21 protein-coding genes and 2 other annotated features are annotated in these 20,213 nt (G+C 42.5%); of the genes, 20 read left to right on the top strand and 1 reads right to left on the bottom strand.

Annotated elements, in window-relative coordinates:
• The first annotated feature begins 362 nt into the window (after positions 1–362).
• Both AMR95_RS17380 and ysxE read left to right on the top strand, forming a co-directional pair.
• Positions 363–1,667 (top strand): LysM peptidoglycan-binding domain-containing protein, encoded by a 1,305-nt coding sequence (locus AMR95_RS17380; protein WP_058838980.1) that lies wholly within the window; start codon positions 363–365, stop codon positions 1,665–1,667.
• A 37-nt stretch (positions 1,668–1,704) separates the two neighbouring features.
• Entirely contained in the window at positions 1,705–2,736 is a 1,032-nt protein-coding gene (gene ysxE / locus AMR95_RS17385; RefSeq protein WP_058838981.1) for a spore coat protein YsxE, read from the top strand.
• Between the two features lie 51 nt (positions 2,737–2,787).
• On the opposite strand, the gene AMR95_RS17390 is transcribed toward ysxE, so the two are convergent.
• Entirely contained in the window at positions 2,788–2,976 is a 189-nt protein-coding gene (locus tag AMR95_RS17390; protein ID WP_003216497.1) for a hypothetical protein, read from the bottom strand.
• Between the two features lie 168 nt (positions 2,977–3,144).
• Positions 3,145–3,374 (top strand) — a binding site (T-box leader).
• Positions 3,375–3,433: 59 nt separating this feature from the next.
• Here AMR95_RS17390 and AMR95_RS17395 point away from each other — a divergent pair.
• From AMR95_RS17395 to obgE, 18 genes are all read left to right on the top strand, one after another.
• Positions 3,434–6,076 (top strand): valine--tRNA ligase, encoded by a 2,643-nt coding sequence (locus AMR95_RS17395; RefSeq protein WP_058838982.1) that lies wholly within the window; start codon positions 3,434–3,436, stop codon positions 6,074–6,076.
• 65 nt (positions 6,077–6,141) lie between these two features.
• Positions 6,142–7,446, top strand: coding sequence for a bifunctional folylpolyglutamate synthase/dihydrofolate synthase (locus AMR95_RS17400; protein ID WP_058838983.1), 1,305 nt, complete (start codon positions 6,142–6,144; stop codon positions 7,444–7,446).
• Between the two features lie 147 nt (positions 7,447–7,593).
• Positions 7,594–8,325: a prepilin peptidase gene (locus AMR95_RS17405; protein WP_058838984.1), complete on the top strand. Its 732-nt coding sequence runs from the start codon at positions 7,594–7,596 to the stop codon at positions 8,323–8,325.
• Positions 8,326–8,481: 156 nt separating this feature from the next.
• Positions 8,482–9,498: an SPOR domain-containing protein gene (locus AMR95_RS17410; RefSeq protein ID WP_039183241.1), complete on the top strand. Its 1,017-nt coding sequence runs from the start codon at positions 8,482–8,484 to the stop codon at positions 9,496–9,498.
• A gap of 177 nt (positions 9,499–9,675) precedes the next feature.
• Positions 9,676–10,245 carry a Maf family protein gene (locus AMR95_RS17415; protein ID WP_058838985.1) on the top strand — a complete coding sequence of 190 codons (570 nt, stop codon included), beginning with the start codon at positions 9,676–9,678 and terminating at the stop codon, positions 10,243–10,245.
• Between the two features lie 47 nt (positions 10,246–10,292).
• The gene (gene radC / locus AMR95_RS17420) at positions 10,293–10,967 is read left to right on the top strand and encodes a RadC family protein (RefSeq protein WP_029706175.1); all 675 of its coding nucleotides are present in this window, start codon (positions 10,293–10,295) and stop codon (positions 10,965–10,967) included.
• Positions 10,968–11,056: 89 nt separating this feature from the next.
• Positions 11,057–12,076, top strand: coding sequence for a rod shape-determining protein (locus tag AMR95_RS17425; RefSeq protein ID WP_007501538.1), 1,020 nt, complete (start codon positions 11,057–11,059; stop codon positions 12,074–12,076).
• Between the two features lie 27 nt (positions 12,077–12,103).
• The gene (gene mreC, locus AMR95_RS17430) at positions 12,104–13,003 is read left to right on the top strand and encodes a rod shape-determining protein MreC (protein WP_058838986.1); all 900 of its coding nucleotides are present in this window, start codon (positions 12,104–12,106) and stop codon (positions 13,001–13,003) included.
• Complete coding sequence (gene mreD / locus AMR95_RS17435) at positions 13,000–13,518, top strand: rod shape-determining protein MreD (protein ID WP_039180381.1); 519 nt, start codon at positions 13,000–13,002, stop codon at positions 13,516–13,518. Before mreC ends, mreD begins: the two co-directional genes overlap by 4 nt.
• A gap of 54 nt (positions 13,519–13,572) precedes the next feature.
• Positions 13,573–14,256 carry a septum site-determining protein MinC gene (minC, locus tag AMR95_RS17440; protein ID WP_039180377.1) on the top strand — a complete coding sequence of 228 codons (684 nt, stop codon included), beginning with the start codon at positions 13,573–13,575 and terminating at the stop codon, positions 14,254–14,256.
• A 2-nt stretch (positions 14,257–14,258) separates the two neighbouring features.
• Positions 14,259–15,062 (top strand): septum site-determining protein MinD, encoded by an 804-nt coding sequence (gene minD, locus AMR95_RS17445; protein ID WP_017358134.1) that lies wholly within the window; start codon positions 14,259–14,261, stop codon positions 15,060–15,062.
• A 180-nt stretch (positions 15,063–15,242) separates the two neighbouring features.
• Entirely contained in the window at positions 15,243–16,034 is a 792-nt protein-coding gene (locus AMR95_RS17450) for a M23 family metallopeptidase (protein WP_058838987.1), read from the top strand.
• The gene (locus AMR95_RS17455) at positions 16,027–16,896 is read left to right on the top strand and encodes a M50 family metallopeptidase (RefSeq protein ID WP_047203338.1); all 870 of its coding nucleotides are present in this window, start codon (positions 16,027–16,029) and stop codon (positions 16,894–16,896) included. The genes AMR95_RS17450 and AMR95_RS17455 overlap by 8 nt, the downstream gene beginning before the upstream one ends.
• A 66-nt stretch (positions 16,897–16,962) precedes the next feature.
• Positions 16,963–17,035, top strand: a sequence feature (ribosomal protein L21 leader region).
• 12 nt (positions 17,036–17,047) lie between these two features.
• Entirely contained in the window at positions 17,048–17,356 is a 309-nt protein-coding gene (gene rplU / locus AMR95_RS17460; protein WP_003216781.1) for a 50S ribosomal protein L21, read from the top strand.
• A gap of 14 nt (positions 17,357–17,370) precedes the next feature.
• The gene (locus AMR95_RS17465; RefSeq protein WP_034279847.1) at positions 17,371–17,709 is read left to right on the top strand and encodes a ribosomal-processing cysteine protease Prp; all 339 of its coding nucleotides are present in this window, start codon (positions 17,371–17,373) and stop codon (positions 17,707–17,709) included.
• Positions 17,710–17,721: 12 nt separating this feature from the next.
• Positions 17,722–18,006, top strand: a complete 285-nt coding sequence (rpmA, locus tag AMR95_RS17470; RefSeq protein ID WP_003216586.1) for a 50S ribosomal protein L27 — start codon at positions 17,722–17,724, stop codon at positions 18,004–18,006.
• 257 nt (positions 18,007–18,263) lie between these two features.
• Positions 18,264–18,857, top strand: coding sequence for a sporulation initiation phosphotransferase B (locus AMR95_RS17475; RefSeq protein WP_024423157.1), 594 nt, complete (start codon positions 18,264–18,266; stop codon positions 18,855–18,857).
• A 21-nt stretch (positions 18,858–18,878) separates the two neighbouring features.
• Positions 18,879–20,165 carry a GTPase ObgE gene (gene obgE / locus AMR95_RS17480; RefSeq protein WP_039180364.1) on the top strand — a complete coding sequence of 429 codons (1,287 nt, stop codon included), beginning with the start codon at positions 18,879–18,881 and terminating at the stop codon, positions 20,163–20,165.
• The last annotated feature ends 48 nt before the right edge of the window (positions 20,166–20,213 follow it).

Consider the following 20,213-nt stretch of genomic DNA (forward strand, 5'->3'; position numbering starts at 1 on the left):
ATTCTTAGTAGGTATTTTGCTTTATCCATTCATGTCAAAAGGATTTGCCAAAGGAACGGTATAGATTGTTGACAAAGGCTAAAATGATCTTGATTTTAGCCCTTTGTCTTTTTTCAGCGTGATAGAAAACCTTTGCAGTCTAGGAAAGACGAGCAGCGGAGCGGAGCGAATTTGACATTCGTGAGCACCGGAGCGCAGGACTGACAACGAATGCGAGGGTTTGTCTACACGCTGAGCCGATATGGAGACATATCGGCTTTTTGCGTTGGAGAAAACGATTCATATTTTCACTTCCTCCCACATACAACTGTATTGACATCTAATTTTATTTTTTAAGGATTAGATGAAAGGAGGACACCGACTTGTCTCAAAACAATCGATTACAGTTTTCGGTAGAAGAATCCATTTATTTCAAAAGCGGACAGGAAGTCAGTGAGCTGCTGTCAATTTCTCTCGACCCTGACATTCTCGTTCAAGAAGTGAATGATTATGTTTCCATTAGAGGTTCACTCGAGCTAACAGGAGAATACAACATAAATCAAGAGGAGCTATTGGGTGAATTGAGTTCCTTTCCAACATACAGGGAAGCAGATGAGGTAAAGGTAAGAGAAGACGGAACGGCGGAGCTTCTGCATCAATTTCCAGTCGATATCACCATTCCGAAGAACAAAATTAGTCATTTAAATGATGTGTTTGTGTTTATTGATGCGTTTGATTACCAGCTGACAGAGAATCGTTTGCTTACCATTCAGGCTGATTTAGCCATCGAGGGCTTGTTAGACGAGGAAACGCCTCAAGCGCCTGTAGAGGAGCCGTATGAATTTGTCCATCGTCCTGAAGAGGATTATGGCGATATGGCTTACGATTATCAGTTGCAGCCGGAACAAGAAGAACAAAAAGAGCTGCAAGGCGAAGAACATGAGGATGATGAGAAGCAGCCTGTTTTCCAACATGACACACGTGCTGAGCAAGAAGAACAGGAAGATCAAGAAGAAGAGGAAGAAGAAATTGAGATAGAACTGGTGAACAGGGAAGTAGAGGAAGTGTCCGAAGAACCGGAAGAATCAGAAGAACAAGAAGAGCCGGAACAGCCGAATAACCAAGAAGAAGCTGTGGCGCTTGGCTATCGATCCATCCCTGAAGCTCACGTGCAGGAACCGCCATTTTTTGAAACACCTAAGCTTTTAGAAGAAGAGGAGCGGGAGGATACATTCTTTGAAGTGGAAGTGAGAAAAGATCCGGAAGCTGCCGAAGAGCAGGAAGAAACGGTACAGTCATATCCTGCATTTGAATCACCTGCTTATCAAGTGGAACCTGAGCAAGAGGAGCAGGATGACGAATATCAGCTCGGGCGGTTATATGAACGGGAAGCACCTAAAATATATGAGTCAGCTCAAGAAGAAGAGGAGCTTGAAGAAGACGTGAGAGAAACGTCTGGCAGTGAGAACTCTCTTTATTTAACAAAGCTGTTCGCTAAGCAGGAGGAGGAAGATTTTTCTCGCATGAAAATATGTATAGTTCAGCAAGAAGATACGGTCGATCGTATTTGTGAGAGATATCAATTGAATGTGCAGCAGCTTCTTCGCACAAACTCATTATCGATTGATGCGGAGCTTGAGGAAGGGCAGATTCTTTATATTCCTGAATATCAAAAAAGCAATGCATAGCAAGCGATGACTGACCGAGAAAATGTGGTGAGTGAACGTGGATGAAATCCAATCTGTCTTATACGAATACGGACTTGAGGCTGAATATATTGAACCTGTCAGTCCTGTTGTCATCAAGGTATATACAAAGCAGGGTGTATTTGCCCTGAAGCGAGTAAAAGCCAACCGGCATATGCAATTTACTGAACAAATGCTTGAACTAGAATCAAAGGGATATCGCTCCTTTGTGCCGATTTATCGGACGAAGAGCGGTTCCTTTTTCTCAAGTCATCGGGAAAGCCAGTATGCATACTATCTGATGCCGTGGCTGACGAATGAAAAGAGAGAAGAGCAGGACGATAAGCACGAATATTTATTTCAAGAGATTGCGAGACTTCATAAGCGGACTGAAGTCATGATGGATATCACAGAGCAAGAGATAGAAGCGCATTACACCCAAATCAAGACCAAATGGGAAACAGAGAAAGACATGTATGAACGATTCATAGAGCGGGCAGAACAAACGTGGTATATGTCGCCATTTGAGCTGGCCGCTGCTATGTATTTTTCAGAGGCAATGTCTGCCAGCGAATTTGCGCTTGAACGATTAGAAGATTGGCATGAAGAAATGAAAGACAAAGAGACAACGCGGGTTGTGCTAAATCATGGACAGCTATCAATCCATCATTTTTTGTATAATGATGTAGGAACAGGACATTTCACCAATTTCGAGCGGTCTAAAAAAGCCGCCCCCATCTATGATCTTCTGACCTATTTCTTTCGGACATTCAAAACCTATCCCACGTCTTGTCCTGAATGCACTTCTTTGTTTTATACGTATCAAAAAGGAAACCCTCTTCGGGAGGAAGAACTGCATTTGTTCCTAAGCTACCTTGCTTATCCGCAAGGGCTGTTTGATACAGTAAAAGCCTATGAAGCAGGCGGGCAGGATGAAATGGAAAGCTGTCAGCAGCTGTTAAGAGCGTATTGGCAGATGAAAAATTCTGAGCCGACCGTCATGAAGATTCATGAGATTGAGCAGGCTAGACGGCTTGAAGAAGAACAAAGTGCCTCGTCATCAGCGGAATGACGAGGTTATGCTGCGTTGGCTTTATATGGGCAGGTACATAAGCATGAGTTTTTAAAACCAATCAAGATGAAAGGCACAGGCGAGAAAAATAAGAATACCTAGAATGAGGACGTCAAATGTTGTAGGGAAAATGATCGTACGAAATCCTTGAAATATAGCAATCGGGAGAACGACTTGGGAGGCAACTGCCCGAATTTGTCTCAGCCAGGGGGGGAGTGTGTAAGGATTGATCTTCTTCAAATCAAACGCCCTCCTTCTTCATTTTGTTATTATCATATGGGCAAAAGGGCGAAGGGTGCCTGCCCAATTTGTATAAAGAAGAAGAAAAGCGGAAAAGATGATTGACGAAAACAAAAGGCATTTAGTAATATTAATAAAAGATGAGTATGTGCTGATGAACGTGATATATCGTAAGCGTGGATCAGGAAGAGTACGAGCAAGACCCTAAAGAGAGGGAAGCCAAGAGCTGAGAGGTTTCCTAGGATGTACTTGTTTGGAAGGTCGCCTGTGAGCTTAATTTCTTGAATGAACAAGTAGAGAAATTCGGGAGAACCCCGTTATCCTTTAGAGTGTATGGGACACGTGTATGTGTCTCGTGAAAAAAGGTGGTACCGCGAAAAAGCTTTTTCGTCCTTTTATAAGGATGGAAAGGCTTTTTTTATGTTTCATCAGCCGAAAAAATGTGGAGGTTACACAAATGGGAACAAATAATCAAGAAATGCCAACAAAGTACGATCCTAATGCGATTGAAAAAGACCGCTATACGTACTGGCTTGAAGGGAAATTCTTCGAAGCACAAAATGACAAAACGAAAGATCCATATACAGTCGTCATTCCTCCACCAAACGTGACAGGAAAACTGCACCTTGGGCATGCATGGGATTCTACACTCCAAGACATCGTGACACGTATGAAACGGATGCAGGGCTATGACGTTCTTTGGCTTCCAGGTATGGACCATGCCGGTATTGCGACTCAAGCAAAAGTCGAGGCAAAGCTTCGCGAAGAAGGCGTAAGCCGGTATGACCTTGGCCGGGAGAAATTTGTGGAAGAAACGTGGAAATGGAAAGAAGAATATGCAGATTTTATTCGCAGCCAGTGGGCGAAAATGGGTCTTGGTCTCGATTACTCCCGTGAACGTTTTACTTTAGATGAAGGTCTGAATAAAGCCGTTCGCCAAGTGTTTGTTCAATTGTACGAAAAAGGGCTTATTTATCGCGGAGAGTACATCATTAACTGGGATCCAGCAACGAAAACGGCGCTTTCTGATATTGAAGTGATTTATAAGGATGTTCAAGGTGCGTTTTATCACTTGAGATATCCGCTTTCAGATGGCACGGGTTCAATTGAAATTGCGACAACAAGACCTGAAACAATGCTGGGAGATACAGCCGTAGCCGTACACCCTGATGACGAGCGTTATCAGCATTTGATTGGAAAAACAGTGGTTTTACCAATTACAGGCCGTGAGATCCCAATCGTCGGTGATGACTATGTTGATATGGAGTTTGGTTCAGGTGCTGTGAAAATTACACCTGCTCATGATCCGAATGACTTTGAGCTTGGAAACCGCCACGGGCTAGAGCGTATTCTTGTCATGAATGAAGATGGCACAATGAATGCGAATGCCCTGCAATATAAAGGAATGGACCGCTTCGAATGCCGCAAACAGCTTGTGAAGGATTTACAAGAGGAAGGCATTTTGTTCAAAATTGAGGACCACATGCATTCAGTTGGTCATAGTGAGCGAAGTGGAGCTGTCGTTGAACCGTATTTATCGACACAATGGTTTGTGAAAATGCAGCCGCTGGCAGACGAAGCCATTCATCTGCAAAAAGGTGACGACCAAGTTCAATTTGTTCCAGACCGATTTGAAAAGACATATTTACATTGGATGGAAAATATCCGTGACTGGTGTATTTCTCGTCAACTATGGTGGGGACACCGCATTCCGGCTTGGTATCATAAAGAAACGAAAGAAGTATACGTTGGACTTGAAGCACCAGAAGATATTGAGAACTGGGAACAGGATAACGATGTACTTGATACATGGTTCAGTTCAGCTCTTTGGCCGTTTTCTACAATGGGCTGGCCGGATGCAGACAGTGAAGACTTCAAGCGCTACTATCCAACCAATCTGCTTGTAACTGGCTATGACATCATTTTCTTCTGGGTATCCCGCATGATCTTCCAAGGTCTTGAATTCACAGGAGAAAAACCGTTCAAAGATGTCCTCATTCATGGGCTTATCCGCGATGAACAAGGGCGTAAAATGAGTAAGTCGCTCGGCAACGGAATTGATCCAATGGAGGTCATCGACAAATACGGTGCGGATTCATTAAGATATTTCTTAGCGACTGGAAGCTCACCAGGTCAGGATCTTCGTTTTAGTTTTGAAAAGGTTGAATCCACTTGGAACTTTGCGAACAAAATTTGGAACGCATCCCGTTTTGCTTTAATGAATATGGATGGTTTAACGTATGATGAGCTTGATTTAACAGGAGACAAATCAGTTGCTGACCAATGGATTTTAACACGCTTAAATGAAACAATCGAAAGTGTCACACAGCTTGCTGACAAGTATGAATTCGGTGAAGTGGGCAGACATTTATACAACTTCATTTGGGATGATTTCTGTGATTGGTACATTGAAATGGCGAAACTTCCGCTTTATGGAGAAGACGAAGCAGCGAAGAAAACGACTCGTTCGATCCTTGCGTATGTATTAGATCAAACGATGAGACTTCTACATCCGTTTATGCCGTTCTTAACAGAAGAAATCTGGCAGCATCTCCCGCATGAAGGTGAGTCCATTACTGTTGCGGCATGGCCTGAAGTGAAGCCGGAGCTTTCCAACGAACAAGCTTCTGCTGATATGAAGCTGCTTGTGGAACTCATTCGCTCTGTTCGTAACATTCGCAGTGAAGTGAACACGCCAATGAGCAAACAAGTTGAACTTTACATTAAAGCCTCTACATCTGATGTGCAGGAACGCTTAGAGAAAAACCGTTCATATATTGAGCGCTTCACGAACCCAAGTGTTCTTGAAATTGGCACAGATATTCCAGCTAGTGATAAAGCGATGACGGCTGTTATTTCTGGAGCAGAACTCATTCTGCCGCTTGAAGGCTTAATCAACTTAGATGAAGAAATTGCTCGTCTGCAAAAAGAGCTTGATAAGCTGACAAAAGAAGTGGAACGAGTACAGAAAAAGCTTGGCAACGAAGGCTTTATGAAAAAAGCGCCTGAAAGTGTCGTAGAAGAAGAGCGTGCGAAAGAACGTGATTATGTCGCAAAACGCGAAGCTGTTCAAAAGCGTATTGAAGAGCTGAAAGCATAAGGTTGAAAAGACGGCTCCTAATGAAAGGGAGTCGTCTTTTTTGAAAATTTCGTATGAAATGAGAGATGACATTGTTTACAACCTATCATGAAGCCATTGATTGGATTCACAGCAGACTGGCCTTTGGCGTAAAACCGGGTCTTGAACGAATGAAATGGCTGATGAACAGACTAGGAAATCCGGAACAAAGTATAAAAACAGTACATGTTGCAGGTACAAATGGTAAAGGATCAACCATTGCGTTTACGCGTTCTGTGTTGCAGGCAGCCGGCTATTCGGTCGGAACTTTCACCTCTCCGTTTATACTAACGTTCAATGAAAGAATCAGCGTGAATGGAGTGCCTATAGAAGATGAAGAATGGTTGAGTTTGGTGAATGAAATCAAGCCTTTTGTTGACGAATTAGATCAAACAGAGCTTGGCGCAACTACAGAATTTGAAATCATTACAGCATGTGCATTTGCTTATTTTGCTCATGTGCACCAAGTAGACTTTGTCCTCTTGGAAACAGGGCTTGGGGGAAGACTTGATTCTACAAATATTGCTGTTCCTATTTTAACAGCGATTACGTCGATTGGTCATGATCATATGGCCATTTTAGGTGACACACTTGAACAAATTGCAGCTGAAAAAGCGGGTATTATCAAAGAGGGTATTCCAATGATCACGGCAGTTCACCAGCCTGAAGCTCTTGCTGTCATTCATAACACAGCAAAAGAAAAGAATGCCGAATGTATTTCCTTACACGATACTTGTAGCTTTGATGAGCAGCAGCCAACAGAAACAGGTGAACGTTTCACGTTACGCACATCAAAAAAGCAGTATCCGCAGCTTGAAACAGGATTAATCGGAACGCATCAAAGGCAAAATGCTTCCCTTGCTGTTTTACTCATTGAATGGCTGGAGCAAGAAGGCTATATTAGTGTGACAGAAGAGCAAATATATGAGGGCATTCGGCAGGCAGCTTGGGCTGGGAGATTTGAAAAAGTCAAAGATCATCCTCCAGTGTATTTAGACGGCGCTCATAATGAAGAAGGGATCGACCGTTTAATTGAAACTGTACAAGCTCATTTTTCTAGTAAACAGGTGCATATATGTTTTAGTGCTTTAAAAGATAAGCCGTACAAGCAAATGATTCAAAAGCTTGAAGCTGTCAGTTCTTCTATCCATTTTGTTTCATTTGATTTTCCAAGAGCCGAATCAGCTGAAAAGCTTTATGTATGCAGTCAGTTAGACGCAAAGTCTTATGATGATGACCCTCGTACAGTGCTTGAGTTCATTCAGAAAAAAAGTGATGATCCTTCAGCGGTGATCATTGTGACAGGCTCTCTTTATTTTATTTCAGATATACGAAATCGTATGATCGTGTAACACAAAAACGCAAATGGCTTCAATGCCATTTGTGTTTTTTTCTTTTGATATACAGATGGAAAGTAAAATCATATTTTCGCTATGTGCTCAATGAATACGATCGTGATAAAATCCGGTCTATCTTATTCTCGGAAGGGGTCACGATATATGATAGGCATTTTTGTGTTTCTTGCAGGCATCACCATGGGGTCGTTCTTTCATCTAGTTGGTGAAAGGCTGCCGCTTAAGCGATCTATTCTTCTTCCTCGTTCTCACTGCACAGTGTGTAAACAGCCGCTTTCCCTGCACGAGATGATCCCGCTCGTTTCGTATGCGTTATTGAGGGGAACTTGTAAGCATTGCGGCACTCGGCTGTCTTTGTTATATCCACTGGTTGAGCTGCTGTCAGGCAGTCTTTTTTTGCTCATGTATAGAATCGCTGGTATTTCGTTTGAAGGTCTTTTTCTTGTGATTCTTTGTAGTTTATTTGTGATTGCTGTCGTGAGCGATCTCCTTTATATGAGGGTGCCAAACGAGCTGTTTCTCTTCTTTTTCCCTCTTTTCGTCATATACCGCACGCTTGAACCACTTCTTATTTGGTGGGAAGGAGCGGCTTCGCTTCTTTTTTGCTTTCTCTTGTTTTATAGTTTAGATCGTTTCAAGCCAAATAGCATGGGCGGAGCTGATATGAAGCTGTTCGGTGTTCTTGCGTTTTGCCTTGGCTTCAAGCCATTCCTTCTCATTCTTTTCCTCTCGTGTATCGCTGGAATCGCCTATGCGAAGGTTTTTTCTATTCAATTAGATGAACCATTTCCCTTTGTTCCTGCGATCTCTTTTTCTTTTTGGCTGTATCTCTATGGAGCTCATGTCATGCTCCCATTCGCAGGGTCGACCGGTTGAAAAAATTGGCGAACACTTTTTTTCCCTGCCGACAAAAGTCTTGTTCTTTTTTTTTTCCGCTATGTTAAAGTGTGAAACAGAAAGAAGGACGGGTACATTCGCGCTGATTCATTGGACAAAAAGGTCTTTCTTACAAACAATGTCAGAAAGCGGGGAATGACAGTGAAAAAAAGGCAGGCAAAAAAACAAGGGTTAAAAGTCAATATTAATGGCAAAGAAGAAATGCTTCATGAAGATGACCACCAGCCGCCAAAACAGCAAGAGGATGATCAAGTGACGTTTTCGAATTGGGAGGAAAAAAGGCAGTCAGAACAGGAGACAGCTGCATCTGAGGAAGAACCGGCTAAACCGAAAGAAGAAGACTTCCAGTGGGATGACGCAGCTGATCATATTTATCATTCTGATCCAAAGGTCGTCACACCTTATCAAAAGAAAAAAGGCTCCTTTGATCAGAAGTTCGGTAAAAACCGCGGCCCGTTTAAGAGAGTGATGACAACGATTGTGTTTGCAGTGGTTCTTGGGACAGGCCTTGGTGTGTTTGCACTTAGCTTAAGTCAAGATGGTACTCAGAATCCATCAGGGGGAGATATCAGCGTTTCAGCGTCCGGAAATCAATCATCAATGAAAGCGGGCGGTGATGCGCCGCCAGCAGATACTGCTGATGAATCAAAAGAGAATAAAGATGAAAAAAGCGCCTCTGGCCATTTTTCAACCTATGTCGTACAGGCTGGAAAGTTTTCCTCTGAAAAAGGAGCAGATGAATTAGTTGGCAGTTTAAAAGAAGCAGGGTATGCGGGGAAAAAGATCTCAATGGATGATGGCTATTATGTCATTGCTGGGCTTGCGACAGAACAGGGCATGACAAGTGCTGTTGGGAAGAAGCTGATTGATCAGCACTTTGAGGCATGGGGAGGCAAGGAGCTCTCATTTCAAGTACCGGATGAGCTGACTAGTTTAATAGAAAAGGCATCTGTATTATCCTCTAAGGTCATTGCAGGAGACGATGTGGATCAAAAGGACGTTACGCAGCTGATCTCTGAGCTTGAAAGTGCCAAAACAACGGACGCACCAGCTAAAAGCAGTTTGCTGAAAGCGGTGCAGCTGTTAAATGAACCTACTGCTGAAAACGGGTGGAAATCTCAGCAGGCACTGCTTGATCAATTAAATACGTAAAATCATATTTTAAGAAACCAAACTAGTCAAAAAATGACTAGTTTTTTTCTTTTTCATCTAACATAATGATGAAGGAACATGAAAAATGAATTTTCGTAAATTGTCGGTAAGATGTACATTTGATAGGATGAATGGGTATCTTACTTCTTAGGCTAAACCCTGAAAGGATGAACAAACATGAACCGATTGATTCTCGCATCTCAATCCCCTAGAAGAAAAGAATTACTTGATCTAGCAGGGTTTTCTTATGACATTCAAGCAAGTCAATTAAAAGAAGAAATAAATCGAAACTTTTCTCCTGCAGAGAACGTCCAATGGTTGGCAGAACAAAAAGCAAGTGATATTCAAAGATTATATCCCGAAGCTGTGATTATTGGTGCAGATACGATTGTTGCAATTGACGGCAAATGTCTTGGGAAACCAAAAGACAAGGAAGAAGCGGCCTCAATGCTTCAATTATTGTCAGGAAAGACACATCAAGTCTTGACGGGTGTCACGATTCAGTCAGAGAATAGAAAAGAAACATTTTATGAACAGACAGAAGTGACGTTTTGGGCACTTACGCAAAATGAAATAGACCGCTATATCGAAACGGGAGAACCGCTTGATAAAGCGGGAAGCTATGGCATTCAAGGAAAAGGCGCACTGTTTGTTCAAAAAATAGATGGTGATTATTTTTCCGTTGTAGGTCTCCCTATTGCCAAAATAGTTAGAGTGCTCGAAACATTTGGAATCACCCCTTTTTGATGACAGGAAGGAATCTAAAAGGAGTGGGCATCATGAACGATTTCCCTATGTTGCTAAAGCATTTTCCTCAAGATGAAAAGCCGAGAGAACGATTGATCAAATATGGTCCCGGCAGTCTGTCAAACCATGAACTTGTTGCGATTCTTTTAAGGACAGGCACAAAAAAGGAATCAGTTCTTCAAATTTCCGCAAGACTTCTGCAAACATTTGGCGGTCTTCGCACTATAAGAGAAGCCTCAATTGAAGAAATGTCGAAGATTCGAGGAGTTGGAAAGGCGAAGGCGGTCTCTCTTTTAGCTGCTTTAGAACTCGGCACTAGATTACACCATCAAACGACGGACAACCGCTATGTAATCCGCACACCAGAGGATGGGGCAAACTTTGTGATGGAAGATATGAGGTTTTTACAACAGGAAAATTTCGTTTGTCTTTATCTCAACACAAAAAATCAAGTTCTTCATAAACATACCGTGTTTATTGGAAGTCTGAACTCATCCATCGTTCACCCGCGTGAAATTTTCAAAGAGGCCTTTAAACGGTCCGCTGCTTCATTTATTTGTGTGCACAACCATCCATCTGGAGATCCGACGCCCAGCAGGGAAGATATTGAAGTCACACAGAGACTATTTGAATGTGGAAAGCTGATTGGAATACAGCTGCTTGATCATCTTGTCATAGGTGATCAAAAATTTGTGAGTTTGAAGGAAAAAGGGTATTTGTAACACTTTTTTTTTCAATGTTTTACGATATAATAGAGTTTATGAGTTTTTCCCTAAGGGAATTTTGGTTTAAGAAAGGAAGATACATACATATGTTTGGAATTGGTACAAAAGACCTTGGAATAGATCTTGGAACAGCGAATACGCTTGTTTTTATTAAAGGAAAAGGCATAGTTGTGAGAGAACCTTCGGTCGTAGCTTTGGAAACTGATACGAAGTCTATAGTGGCGGTCGGAAATGATGCTAGAAATATGATTGGCCGTACACCTGGTAATGTTGTGGCACTACGCCCAATGAAAGACGGAGTCATTGCAGATTACGAGACGACAGCAACAATGATGAAATATTACATTAATCAAGCATTAAAAGGCAAAGGGCTTTTTGCTCGTAAACCTTACGTCATGGTATGTGTGCCATCTGGCATTACAGCTGTAGAAGAGCGTGCAGTTATTGATGCAACAAGACAAGCTGGTGCACGTGACGCATACCCGATTGAAGAACCATTTGCTGCGGCAATCGGTGCTAACCTGCCTGTATGGGAGCCAACAGGAAGTATGGTTGTGGATATTGGCGGCGGTACAACAGAAGTAGCGATTATTTCTCTTGGCGGCATTGTGACATCACAATCAATCCGTGTTGCAGGTGATGAAATGGATGATGCGATCAGCAGCTACATCCGTAAAACGTATAACCTGATGATTGGTGATCGTACGTCAGAAGCGATTAAAATGGAAATCGGTTCTGCGCAGCCTGATGTACATGATGAGATGGACATTCGCGGACGTGACCTTTTAACAGGTCTGCCAAAAACAATCTCTATTACGGCAGAAGAGATTGCAAAAGCGCTTCGCGATACGGTGGAAACAATTGTCGATGCAGTAAAAATGACGCTTGAAAAAACCCCGCCTGAGCTGGCAGCAGATATTATGGACCGCGGAATTGTTTTAACAGGGGGCGGTGCATTACTGCGTAATCTTGACAAAGTCATTAGCGATGAAACGAAAATGCCAGTCATTATTGCTGAAGATCCGCTTGACTGTGTGGCGATCGGAACAGGGAAAGCACTAGAACATATTCATTTGTTCAAAGGAAAATCAAAAGATAATCGATAATCGGGCGTAATTAAAGAGGTGTAAGACATGCCGCAGTTTTTTATGAATAAAAGATTAATGTTGCTCCTTGTCTGTGTCATCGTACTGGTGGCCATGATTGGTTTTTCAGTGAAAAGCGGCAGAGGTGCTTCATGGCCGGAAAAATTAGTGGGGGATACGACAGGCTTTTTTCAAGGTGTCTTTCATAAACCATCACAATTTATTGCCGGTATTTATGGGAACGTACAAGATTTAAAGAACACATATGATGAAAACGAGCGTCTTCGAAAAAAACTTGATGGACAAACCCAATATGAGGCGAAACTTCAAGAACTAGAAGATGAGAACAAAAAGCTTCGCAAACAGCTTGGCTATGTGAACTCTGTTCGTGATTACACGCCAATTCTATCAACTGTTATCGCAAGAAACCCATCTCTTTGGGATAGCTTTGTGATGATTGATAAAGGGAAAAAACAAGGCGTTGACAAAGATATGGCGGTCACAAATGAGAGTGGCGCATTAATTGGGAAGATTGAAAGTGATAAGCTCAACAATTTTACTTCAACTGTAAGGTTGCTAAGCTCTACTGACCAAAATAATAGAATTTCAACGAAAATTTTTGCGAAAAAGGGCAAAGAAGAACTCAATGGAATCATTAACGGTTATGACAGCAAGAAAAAAATGCTGACTATGAATATTCTAAAATCCGATGCAGATGGGGATGTCAAAAAAGGAGATCTTGTTGAAACATCTGGAGCAGGGGGCGTATTCCCGCAAGGCTTGACGATTGGTAAGGTGAGTGAAATCGAGCCAGACCATTACGGCCTGACAAAGATCATTTACGTAGAACCAGCGGCTGAACTCAACAATTTAGACCGTGTGATTGTGGTGAATCGCAGCACAAGTACAGTAGATGCATCTGAATTGACGAAGGAGGAAGGCTCGTGAAACGTGTCCTTCTAGCTTTCGTCATGTTGTTTATCTTCGTATTTGACAGTATTTTTGTCGATTTAGTGAAGCTCCCATTTGTTTCAGAGAATCAAATTTTAGCTCCTCATTTCATTTTACTTGCACTTGTATTTATGACTGCTTTTGTGAATCAAAAATATGGTGTGATTTACGGATTTATCTTTGGACTTTTATATGATATTTCATATACAGGCATACTTGGTGTTCATATGTTTGGCTTTGGGGCGCTTTGCTATTTGCTAGCAAAAGCCTTTAAAGTTCTGCAAACGAATATGTTAGTCGTCGTCTTTCTGTCGATTATTGCTGTTTCCGTCATGGAGTTTTATGTATACGGCGTTCAAGCGACAATTCAACCAGGGATTATGCCGTTTAATACGTATGTCATCGAACGCTTTATTCCTACGATTCTTTTAAATACTGCTGCGTCTCTCATACTTGTTGTGCCGCTTAGGCTCTTTTTCATCAATGTGAAACAAGGACTGATCGACGAATAAAAGCAGGAGTTTGTCCAATTACGGCGAAATGAGTATGTTGTTGAGGTGAGCATCTTGAAAACTCAAAAACAGCAATATGTGACGATAAAAGGTACAAAAAACGGATTAACATTACAGTTAAATGATGACTGTTCGTTTGATGATCTTCTTTCTGGCTTGCGAGAGGTCCTTTTACTTGAGCAATATACAGATGGAAGAGAAGGACATAAGGTCAATGTGCATATTAAGCTTGGTTTTCGTTATTTAACGGAGGATCAGGAGACGCGTTTGACTGAAGCGGTGTCTGAAAATGAACATCTCGTGATCCACTCCATTGAAAGTGACGTCATGTCAACTGAAGAGGCGAGACGATTAAAAGCAGAGGCTGAAATTACTTCTGTAGCAAAAATTGTACGCTCTGGACAGGTGCTGTATGTCGAAGGAGATCTTTTATTAATAGGAGATGTCAATCCTGGCGGAACGATTCGCGCAGGAGGAAATATTTTTGTGCTTGGCGCATTAAAAGGTGTGGCGCATGCTGGATGTAATGGCAACAAGCAGGCTGTTATTGCGGCATCACATATGATTCCAACACAGCTTCGCATCGCACAAGTTTTTAACCGTGCACCAGACCAAAAAGAAGATGGAAATGAAATGGAATGTGCTTATTTAGATATAGATGGCAATATGATCATTGAACGCCTGCAGCAATTGGCTCATATAAGACCTAATCTGACAAGGCTTGAGGGAGGAATGTGAAATTGGGCGAGGCTATTGTGATTACCTCAGGAAAAGGCGGCGTTGGCAAAACAACAACATCTGCAAACTTAGGCACAGCACTAGCAATTCAAGGGAAAAAAGTGTGTCTAGTTGATACGGACATCGGCCTTCGGAATCTGGATGTCGTGATGGGGCTTGAAAACCGCATTATTTATGATCTAGTTGATGTAGTAGAAGGAAGATGCAAAATTCACCAAGCGCTTGTAAAAGATAAGCGTTTCGAGGATCTTTTGTATCTTTTACCTGCTGCTCAAACAAGTGATAAAACGGCTGTGGAGCCGGAACAGATCAAGGAATTAATTCAATCATTGAAACAAGACTTTGATTATGTTGTCATTGACTGCCCTGCTGGAATTGAACAAGGCTTTAAAAATGCTGTATCCGGTGCAGACAAGGCCATTGTCGTGACGACACCTGAAATCTCAGCTGTGAGAGATGCGGACCGAATCATCGGTTTGTTAGAACAAGAAGATATCGAACCGCCTCGTTTGATTGTCAACCGTATTCGTACACACATGGCGAAAAATGGCGATTCAATGGATGTAGATGAAGTGGTACATCACTTGTCGATTGATCTACTTGGCATCGTAGCAGATGATGATGATGTGATTAAGGCTTCAAACAATGGTGAACCGATTGTTATGGATGCTAAAAACAAAGTATCGATTGCCTATCGCAATATTGCCCGCCGCGTACTAGGCGAATCTGTTCCGCTTCAATCCTTTGAAGAAGAAAACAAGGGAATGTTTGCAAAGCTGAAAGCATTTTTTGGTGTAAGAGCATAATCGTGATAGAAAACCTTTACAGTCTAGTAAGGACGAGCACTGGAGCGCAGACCTGACAACGAATGCTAGGGTTTGTCTACACGCTGAGACCGATTCGATTTAGAATCGGTCTTTTTGTTGCATATCAGATGAGGTTGTCACATAAAATGTACAAACTGTTTGTATGTAAAGGGTGATCTCATGAAAAGAGTGGACGAGTACCGAAAGAAAATCGCGCAGCGCCGCAAAACGATGCAGCCAGCTGCTCCTCCTAAGAAGACGGCTTTCAAGAAAAAAGAAGATATCCCGCCATGGGTTATGCTGACAGAGGAAGAAAAGCATTCTGGCTCGACCTCCTATGAACCGGCGTCCCATCAGCCAAAGAAATATCGTCATCCCTTATTTAACCCGAATACCTTTGTACTTAAATGCTTATTATCAGCGTCCCTTGTGTTGATTGCTGCCATTTCGTTTAAAGGTCAGGCAGGTCCGTTTCAGCAGCTGAAGCCGGTGATTACTCAGACCTTTAAGCAAGATTTTCAATTTGCTGCTGCCAACCGCTGGATTGAAAAAACAGTTGGACATCCACTGGCATTTTTAACAGAGAAAAAAGAGGACCAAAAGGACGTACAAGCGAATCAAGAACTAGCTGTGCCTGCCTCTGGTAAAGTGCAGGAATCCTTTACGCAAAATGGAGCAGGGGTCAAAGTTGAAACATCCGCTGAAGCCATTGATAGTATGAAGGAAGGCTATGTGGTCGAGGTGAAAAAGAAAAGCGACACAGGGCTTACCGTGGTGGTGCAGCATGCAGATAACAGCTATAGCTGGTACGGTCAATTAAAGAAAGCCGATGTGGCCTTATACGATTTTGTCGATAAAGGTGAAAAAATTGGTCAGATTTCGCTTGATGATCAAGGGAAGGGCACGTATTACTTTGCCATTAAGCAAAATGAACAGTTTATCGATCCTATTCAGGTGATGACCTTTGAATAGATGGCTGCTCATGCTGACGAAAATTCACATCCATCCGCTGCTGTGGATTGTGATGGCGTTTGCGATTCTGTCAGGTCAAATTAAGCCGCTGCTTTGCCTGCTTGTGATCGTCTGTGTCCATGAACTTGGACATGCAGCGGCTGCCTGCTATTATCATTGGCGCATTCGGCGGATTTTTTTACTGCCATTTGGCGGAACGGTGGAAGTAGAGGAACATGGAAACCGTCCGCTAAAAGAGGAGCTGGCGGTCATTTTGTGCGGGCCGCTTCAGCATGTACCGCTCCAGCTCATGGCGTGGCTGTTCATGGAGGCTTCTCTTATCTCGCATGACGTCTTTACGATGTTTACCTTTTATAATATGGCGATTTTTCTTGTCAATCTTTTGCCCATTTGGCCGCTTGATGGCGGAAAATTATTCTTTTTGCTCTTATCTATTTTTTACCCTTTCCAACGTGCACATGCTCTAGCCATAAAAGGCTCACTTGTCTTTTTCGGTCTATTGACAGCAGGATTACTTTTGTTTGCACCGCTGCAATTCAATGGCTGGGTGCTGCTCACTTTTTTAGCTTATTCACTCGTGATGGAGCACAGGCAGAGGCATTACGTCAGGGTTCGTTTTTTACTAGAACGGTATTACGGTAAAAAAGAGCAAAAGGTAGAAAAACTGATTCCGCTGAGAGCAAGTGCAGAGGAAAAAGTTTACGAAGTGATGGCACGATTTCAAAGGGGCTGCAAGCATCCGATTATTATTGAAAGAGATGGCGTGAAGATGAGTCAGCTTGATGAAAATGAACTGCTCCATGCGTATTTTTCAGATCGCAGAACGACCTCCTCAATGGAAGAGCTTCTTTTACCGTACTAATGGTGAAAATACATTGACATTTTGCGTCTAGTTTGATATATTTTTTAATGTTATGGATATGTAGCACCCGTGCTACAACCGCGCGGAGCAGGTGTAAAGAGCCTATGGCCCCCTGTATTCGGCGAGTCTGAGTTTATTAGGAGGTGCAGAGATGTACGCAATTATCGAAACTGGTGGTAAACAAGTAAAAGTTGAAGAAGGTCAAACTGTTTATGTTGAAAAACTAGCTGCTGAAGCAGGTGAAACAGTAACTTTCGAAAACGTATTGTTTGTCGGCGGAGACACTGTCAAAGTGGGTAACCCTTCAGTTGCTGGAGCAACAGTAACGGCTAAAGTTGAAAAACAAGGTCGCGGTAAGAAAATTACTGTGTTCAAGTACAAACCGAAGAAAAACAACCACAAGAAACAAGGTCATCGTCAACCTTACACTAAAGTTGTTATCGAAAAAATCAACGCTTAAGGCGTGTGAGTGATATGATCAAAGCAACCATTACTCGGTCATCAGCAGATGAAAGCATTACGTCTTTTCAGATGACTGGACATGCCGAGTTTGCTGAAAAAGGTCAGGATCTCGTTTGTGCAGGTGTATCTGCTGTTGTTTTCGGCTCAGTCAATTCAATTATTGCACTGACAGGATTGGACCCACTGCTTGATATTGGTGAAGAAGGCGGCTACTTCTCTTTTGAACTGCCAGCTGATACAGACCCAGTATCCTTTGAAAAAGCCCAGCTGCTTTTAGAAGGCATGGTCGTTTCCTTAGAGACAATTGAACGAGATTATCACGATTATGTGAGAATATCAACAAAAAAATAGGAGGTGAACTTCATGCTTAGATTAGATCTTCAATTTTTCGCATCTAAAAAAGGGGTAGGTTCTACAAAGAACGGACGTGACTCTGAGTCTAAACGTTTAGGCGCTAAACGTGCTGATGGTCAATTCGTAACTGGTGGTTCTATCCTTTATCGTCAACGTGGAACGAAAATCTATCCAGGTGAAAACGTTGGACGCGGAGGCGACGACACTCTTTTCGCTAAAATCGACGGAACGGTTAAATTCGAACGTTTCGGTCGTGACCGTAAAAAAGTGAGCGTATATCCTGCGGCACAATAATTGCTAAAAACTCCGGTCATTGACTGGAGTTTTTTTCACTTTTTACAAGCAGTACCGAAGATGATAAAAGAAGATGCACTCCATAAATATCAAAGAACGTTTGCTGACTTTGCCTCATTTTCTCCTATACGATCAGAAAAAACAACCTTTCCTCACATAACTAGTGTTTTTCTATGCTGTCTTCTCTGTTATAATTCAGGGAGACATATTGATGATAAGACTCCTAAAAGAGAGACCAAACGATTGGGAGTGCGATAATGGAAGAGATACCAAGTAAAGAAAATGAAAAATTAACTCACGTTGCATTAACAAATGAATTGATCTATCTGCTCAGTCGTTCAAGACACGACTGGATGAATAAATTACAGCTGATCAAAGGCAACTTGACATTAGAAAAATATGACCGCGTGTTTGAAATTATAGAAGAAATGGTCATTGAAGCACAGCATGAATCCAAACTCTCAAATTTAAAAATTCCCCAATTGGCCTATTACTTTCTAACATTTAATTGGGAGTCGCATTTTATCACCTTAGAATATGAAGTGCTTGGTGAAACCCGAGACTTATCAGCATATGAATCGCAGCTGCTAACGGTATCACAGGAGTTGTTTTCGATATTCGATCAATCAGTTTGCCAAAAAACTGAAAATCATTTAACGGTCACGTTCCAAACAGATCATGAAGAAAATGATGTGATCTTATATTTTGATTTCAAAGGAAAATTAACAAGTTTGGATGCGTTAAATGCGTTTCATGACGCAAACTATCCATGTATGAGTATAACGCAATTTCATGTGACGCCTCATGAGTCCATGATTGAGCTTTGTTTGAGGCAAGAACGAGATATGTGATGCAGAGAAACGGAGGAAGTTATGTTTGTAGATCAGGTTAAAGTGTATGTTAAAGGCGGTGACGGCGGAAACGGTATGGTGGCGTTCCGTCGTGAAAAATATGTACCAAAGGGCGGCCCAGCAGGCGGCGACGGCGGAAATGGTGCAGATGTTGTATTTGAAGTAGACGAAGGACTTAGAACGTTAATGGACTTTCGTTATAAGCGCCATTTCAAGGCTGACCGCGGCGAGCATGGAATGAGTAAAAACCAGCATGGCCGAAATGCGGAAGAAATGATTGTCAAAGTTCCGCCGGGTACGGTTGTGACAGATGCAGAGACGGAACAAGTACTAGCTGACTTGACAGAGCATGGGCAGCGGGCTGTGATTGCCAAAGGCGGACGTGGCGGACGTGGAAATTCACGCTTCGCAACACCAGCAAACCCTGCACCACAGCTGTCTGAAAACGGTGAGCCAGGTAAAGAACGTGACGTCATCTTAGAATTAAAAGTACTTGCAGATGTCGGACTTGTTGGTTTCCCAAGTGTCGGGAAGTCAACGCTGCTCTCGATTGTTTCTTCTGCGAAACCAAAAATTGCGGATTATCATTTTACAACGCTTGTACCGAACCTCGGGGTTGTTGAAACAGACGATAACCGAAGCTTTGTTATGGCGGATCTGCCAGGACTGATCGAAGGAGCGCACGAAGGCGTTGGCTTAGGTCATCAATTTTTACGTCATATTGAGCGTACACGTGTCATTGTCCATGTCATTGATATGTCTGGACTTGAAGGGCGTGACCCATACGAAGACTACGTGACGATTAATGAAGAGCTTGAGCAGTACAATATGAGATTGACTGAGCGTCCGCAAATCATTGTTGCGAACAAAATGGACATGCCAGATGCAGCTGACAATCTAGCGGCATTTAAAGAAAAATTAACGGATGACTATAAAGTGTTCCCGATTAGTGCGATCACAAGAGAAGGGCTTCGTGAGCTCTTATTTGAAATCGCCAATCAGCTTGAAACAACACCGGAATTCCCGCTCTATAATGAAGAGGAGCTGTCGGATAACCGCGTGATGTACAGATTTGATGAGGGCGATGCACCATTTGAGATCTCTAGAGATCCTGATGGCACATTTGTCTTAACGGGTAAAGCACTTGAGCGTCTCTTTAAGATGACAGACTTCTCAAGAGATGAATCCGTTAAACGATTCTCTAGACAGCTGCGCGGTATGGGTGTCGATGATGCCTTGCGTGAGCGCGGTGCAAAAGATGGCGACATCATTCGTCTGCTTGAATTTGAATTCGAATTTATTGATTGATCAACAGGAGGGTCCAGACCATGGGCTCTCCCGTTTTTAAAAGGGGAG

Source organism: Bacillus sp. G1(2015b), from assembly GCF_001482475.1.
Classification (GTDB): domain Bacteria; phylum Bacillota; class Bacilli; order Bacillales; family Bacillaceae; genus Bacillus; species Bacillus safensis.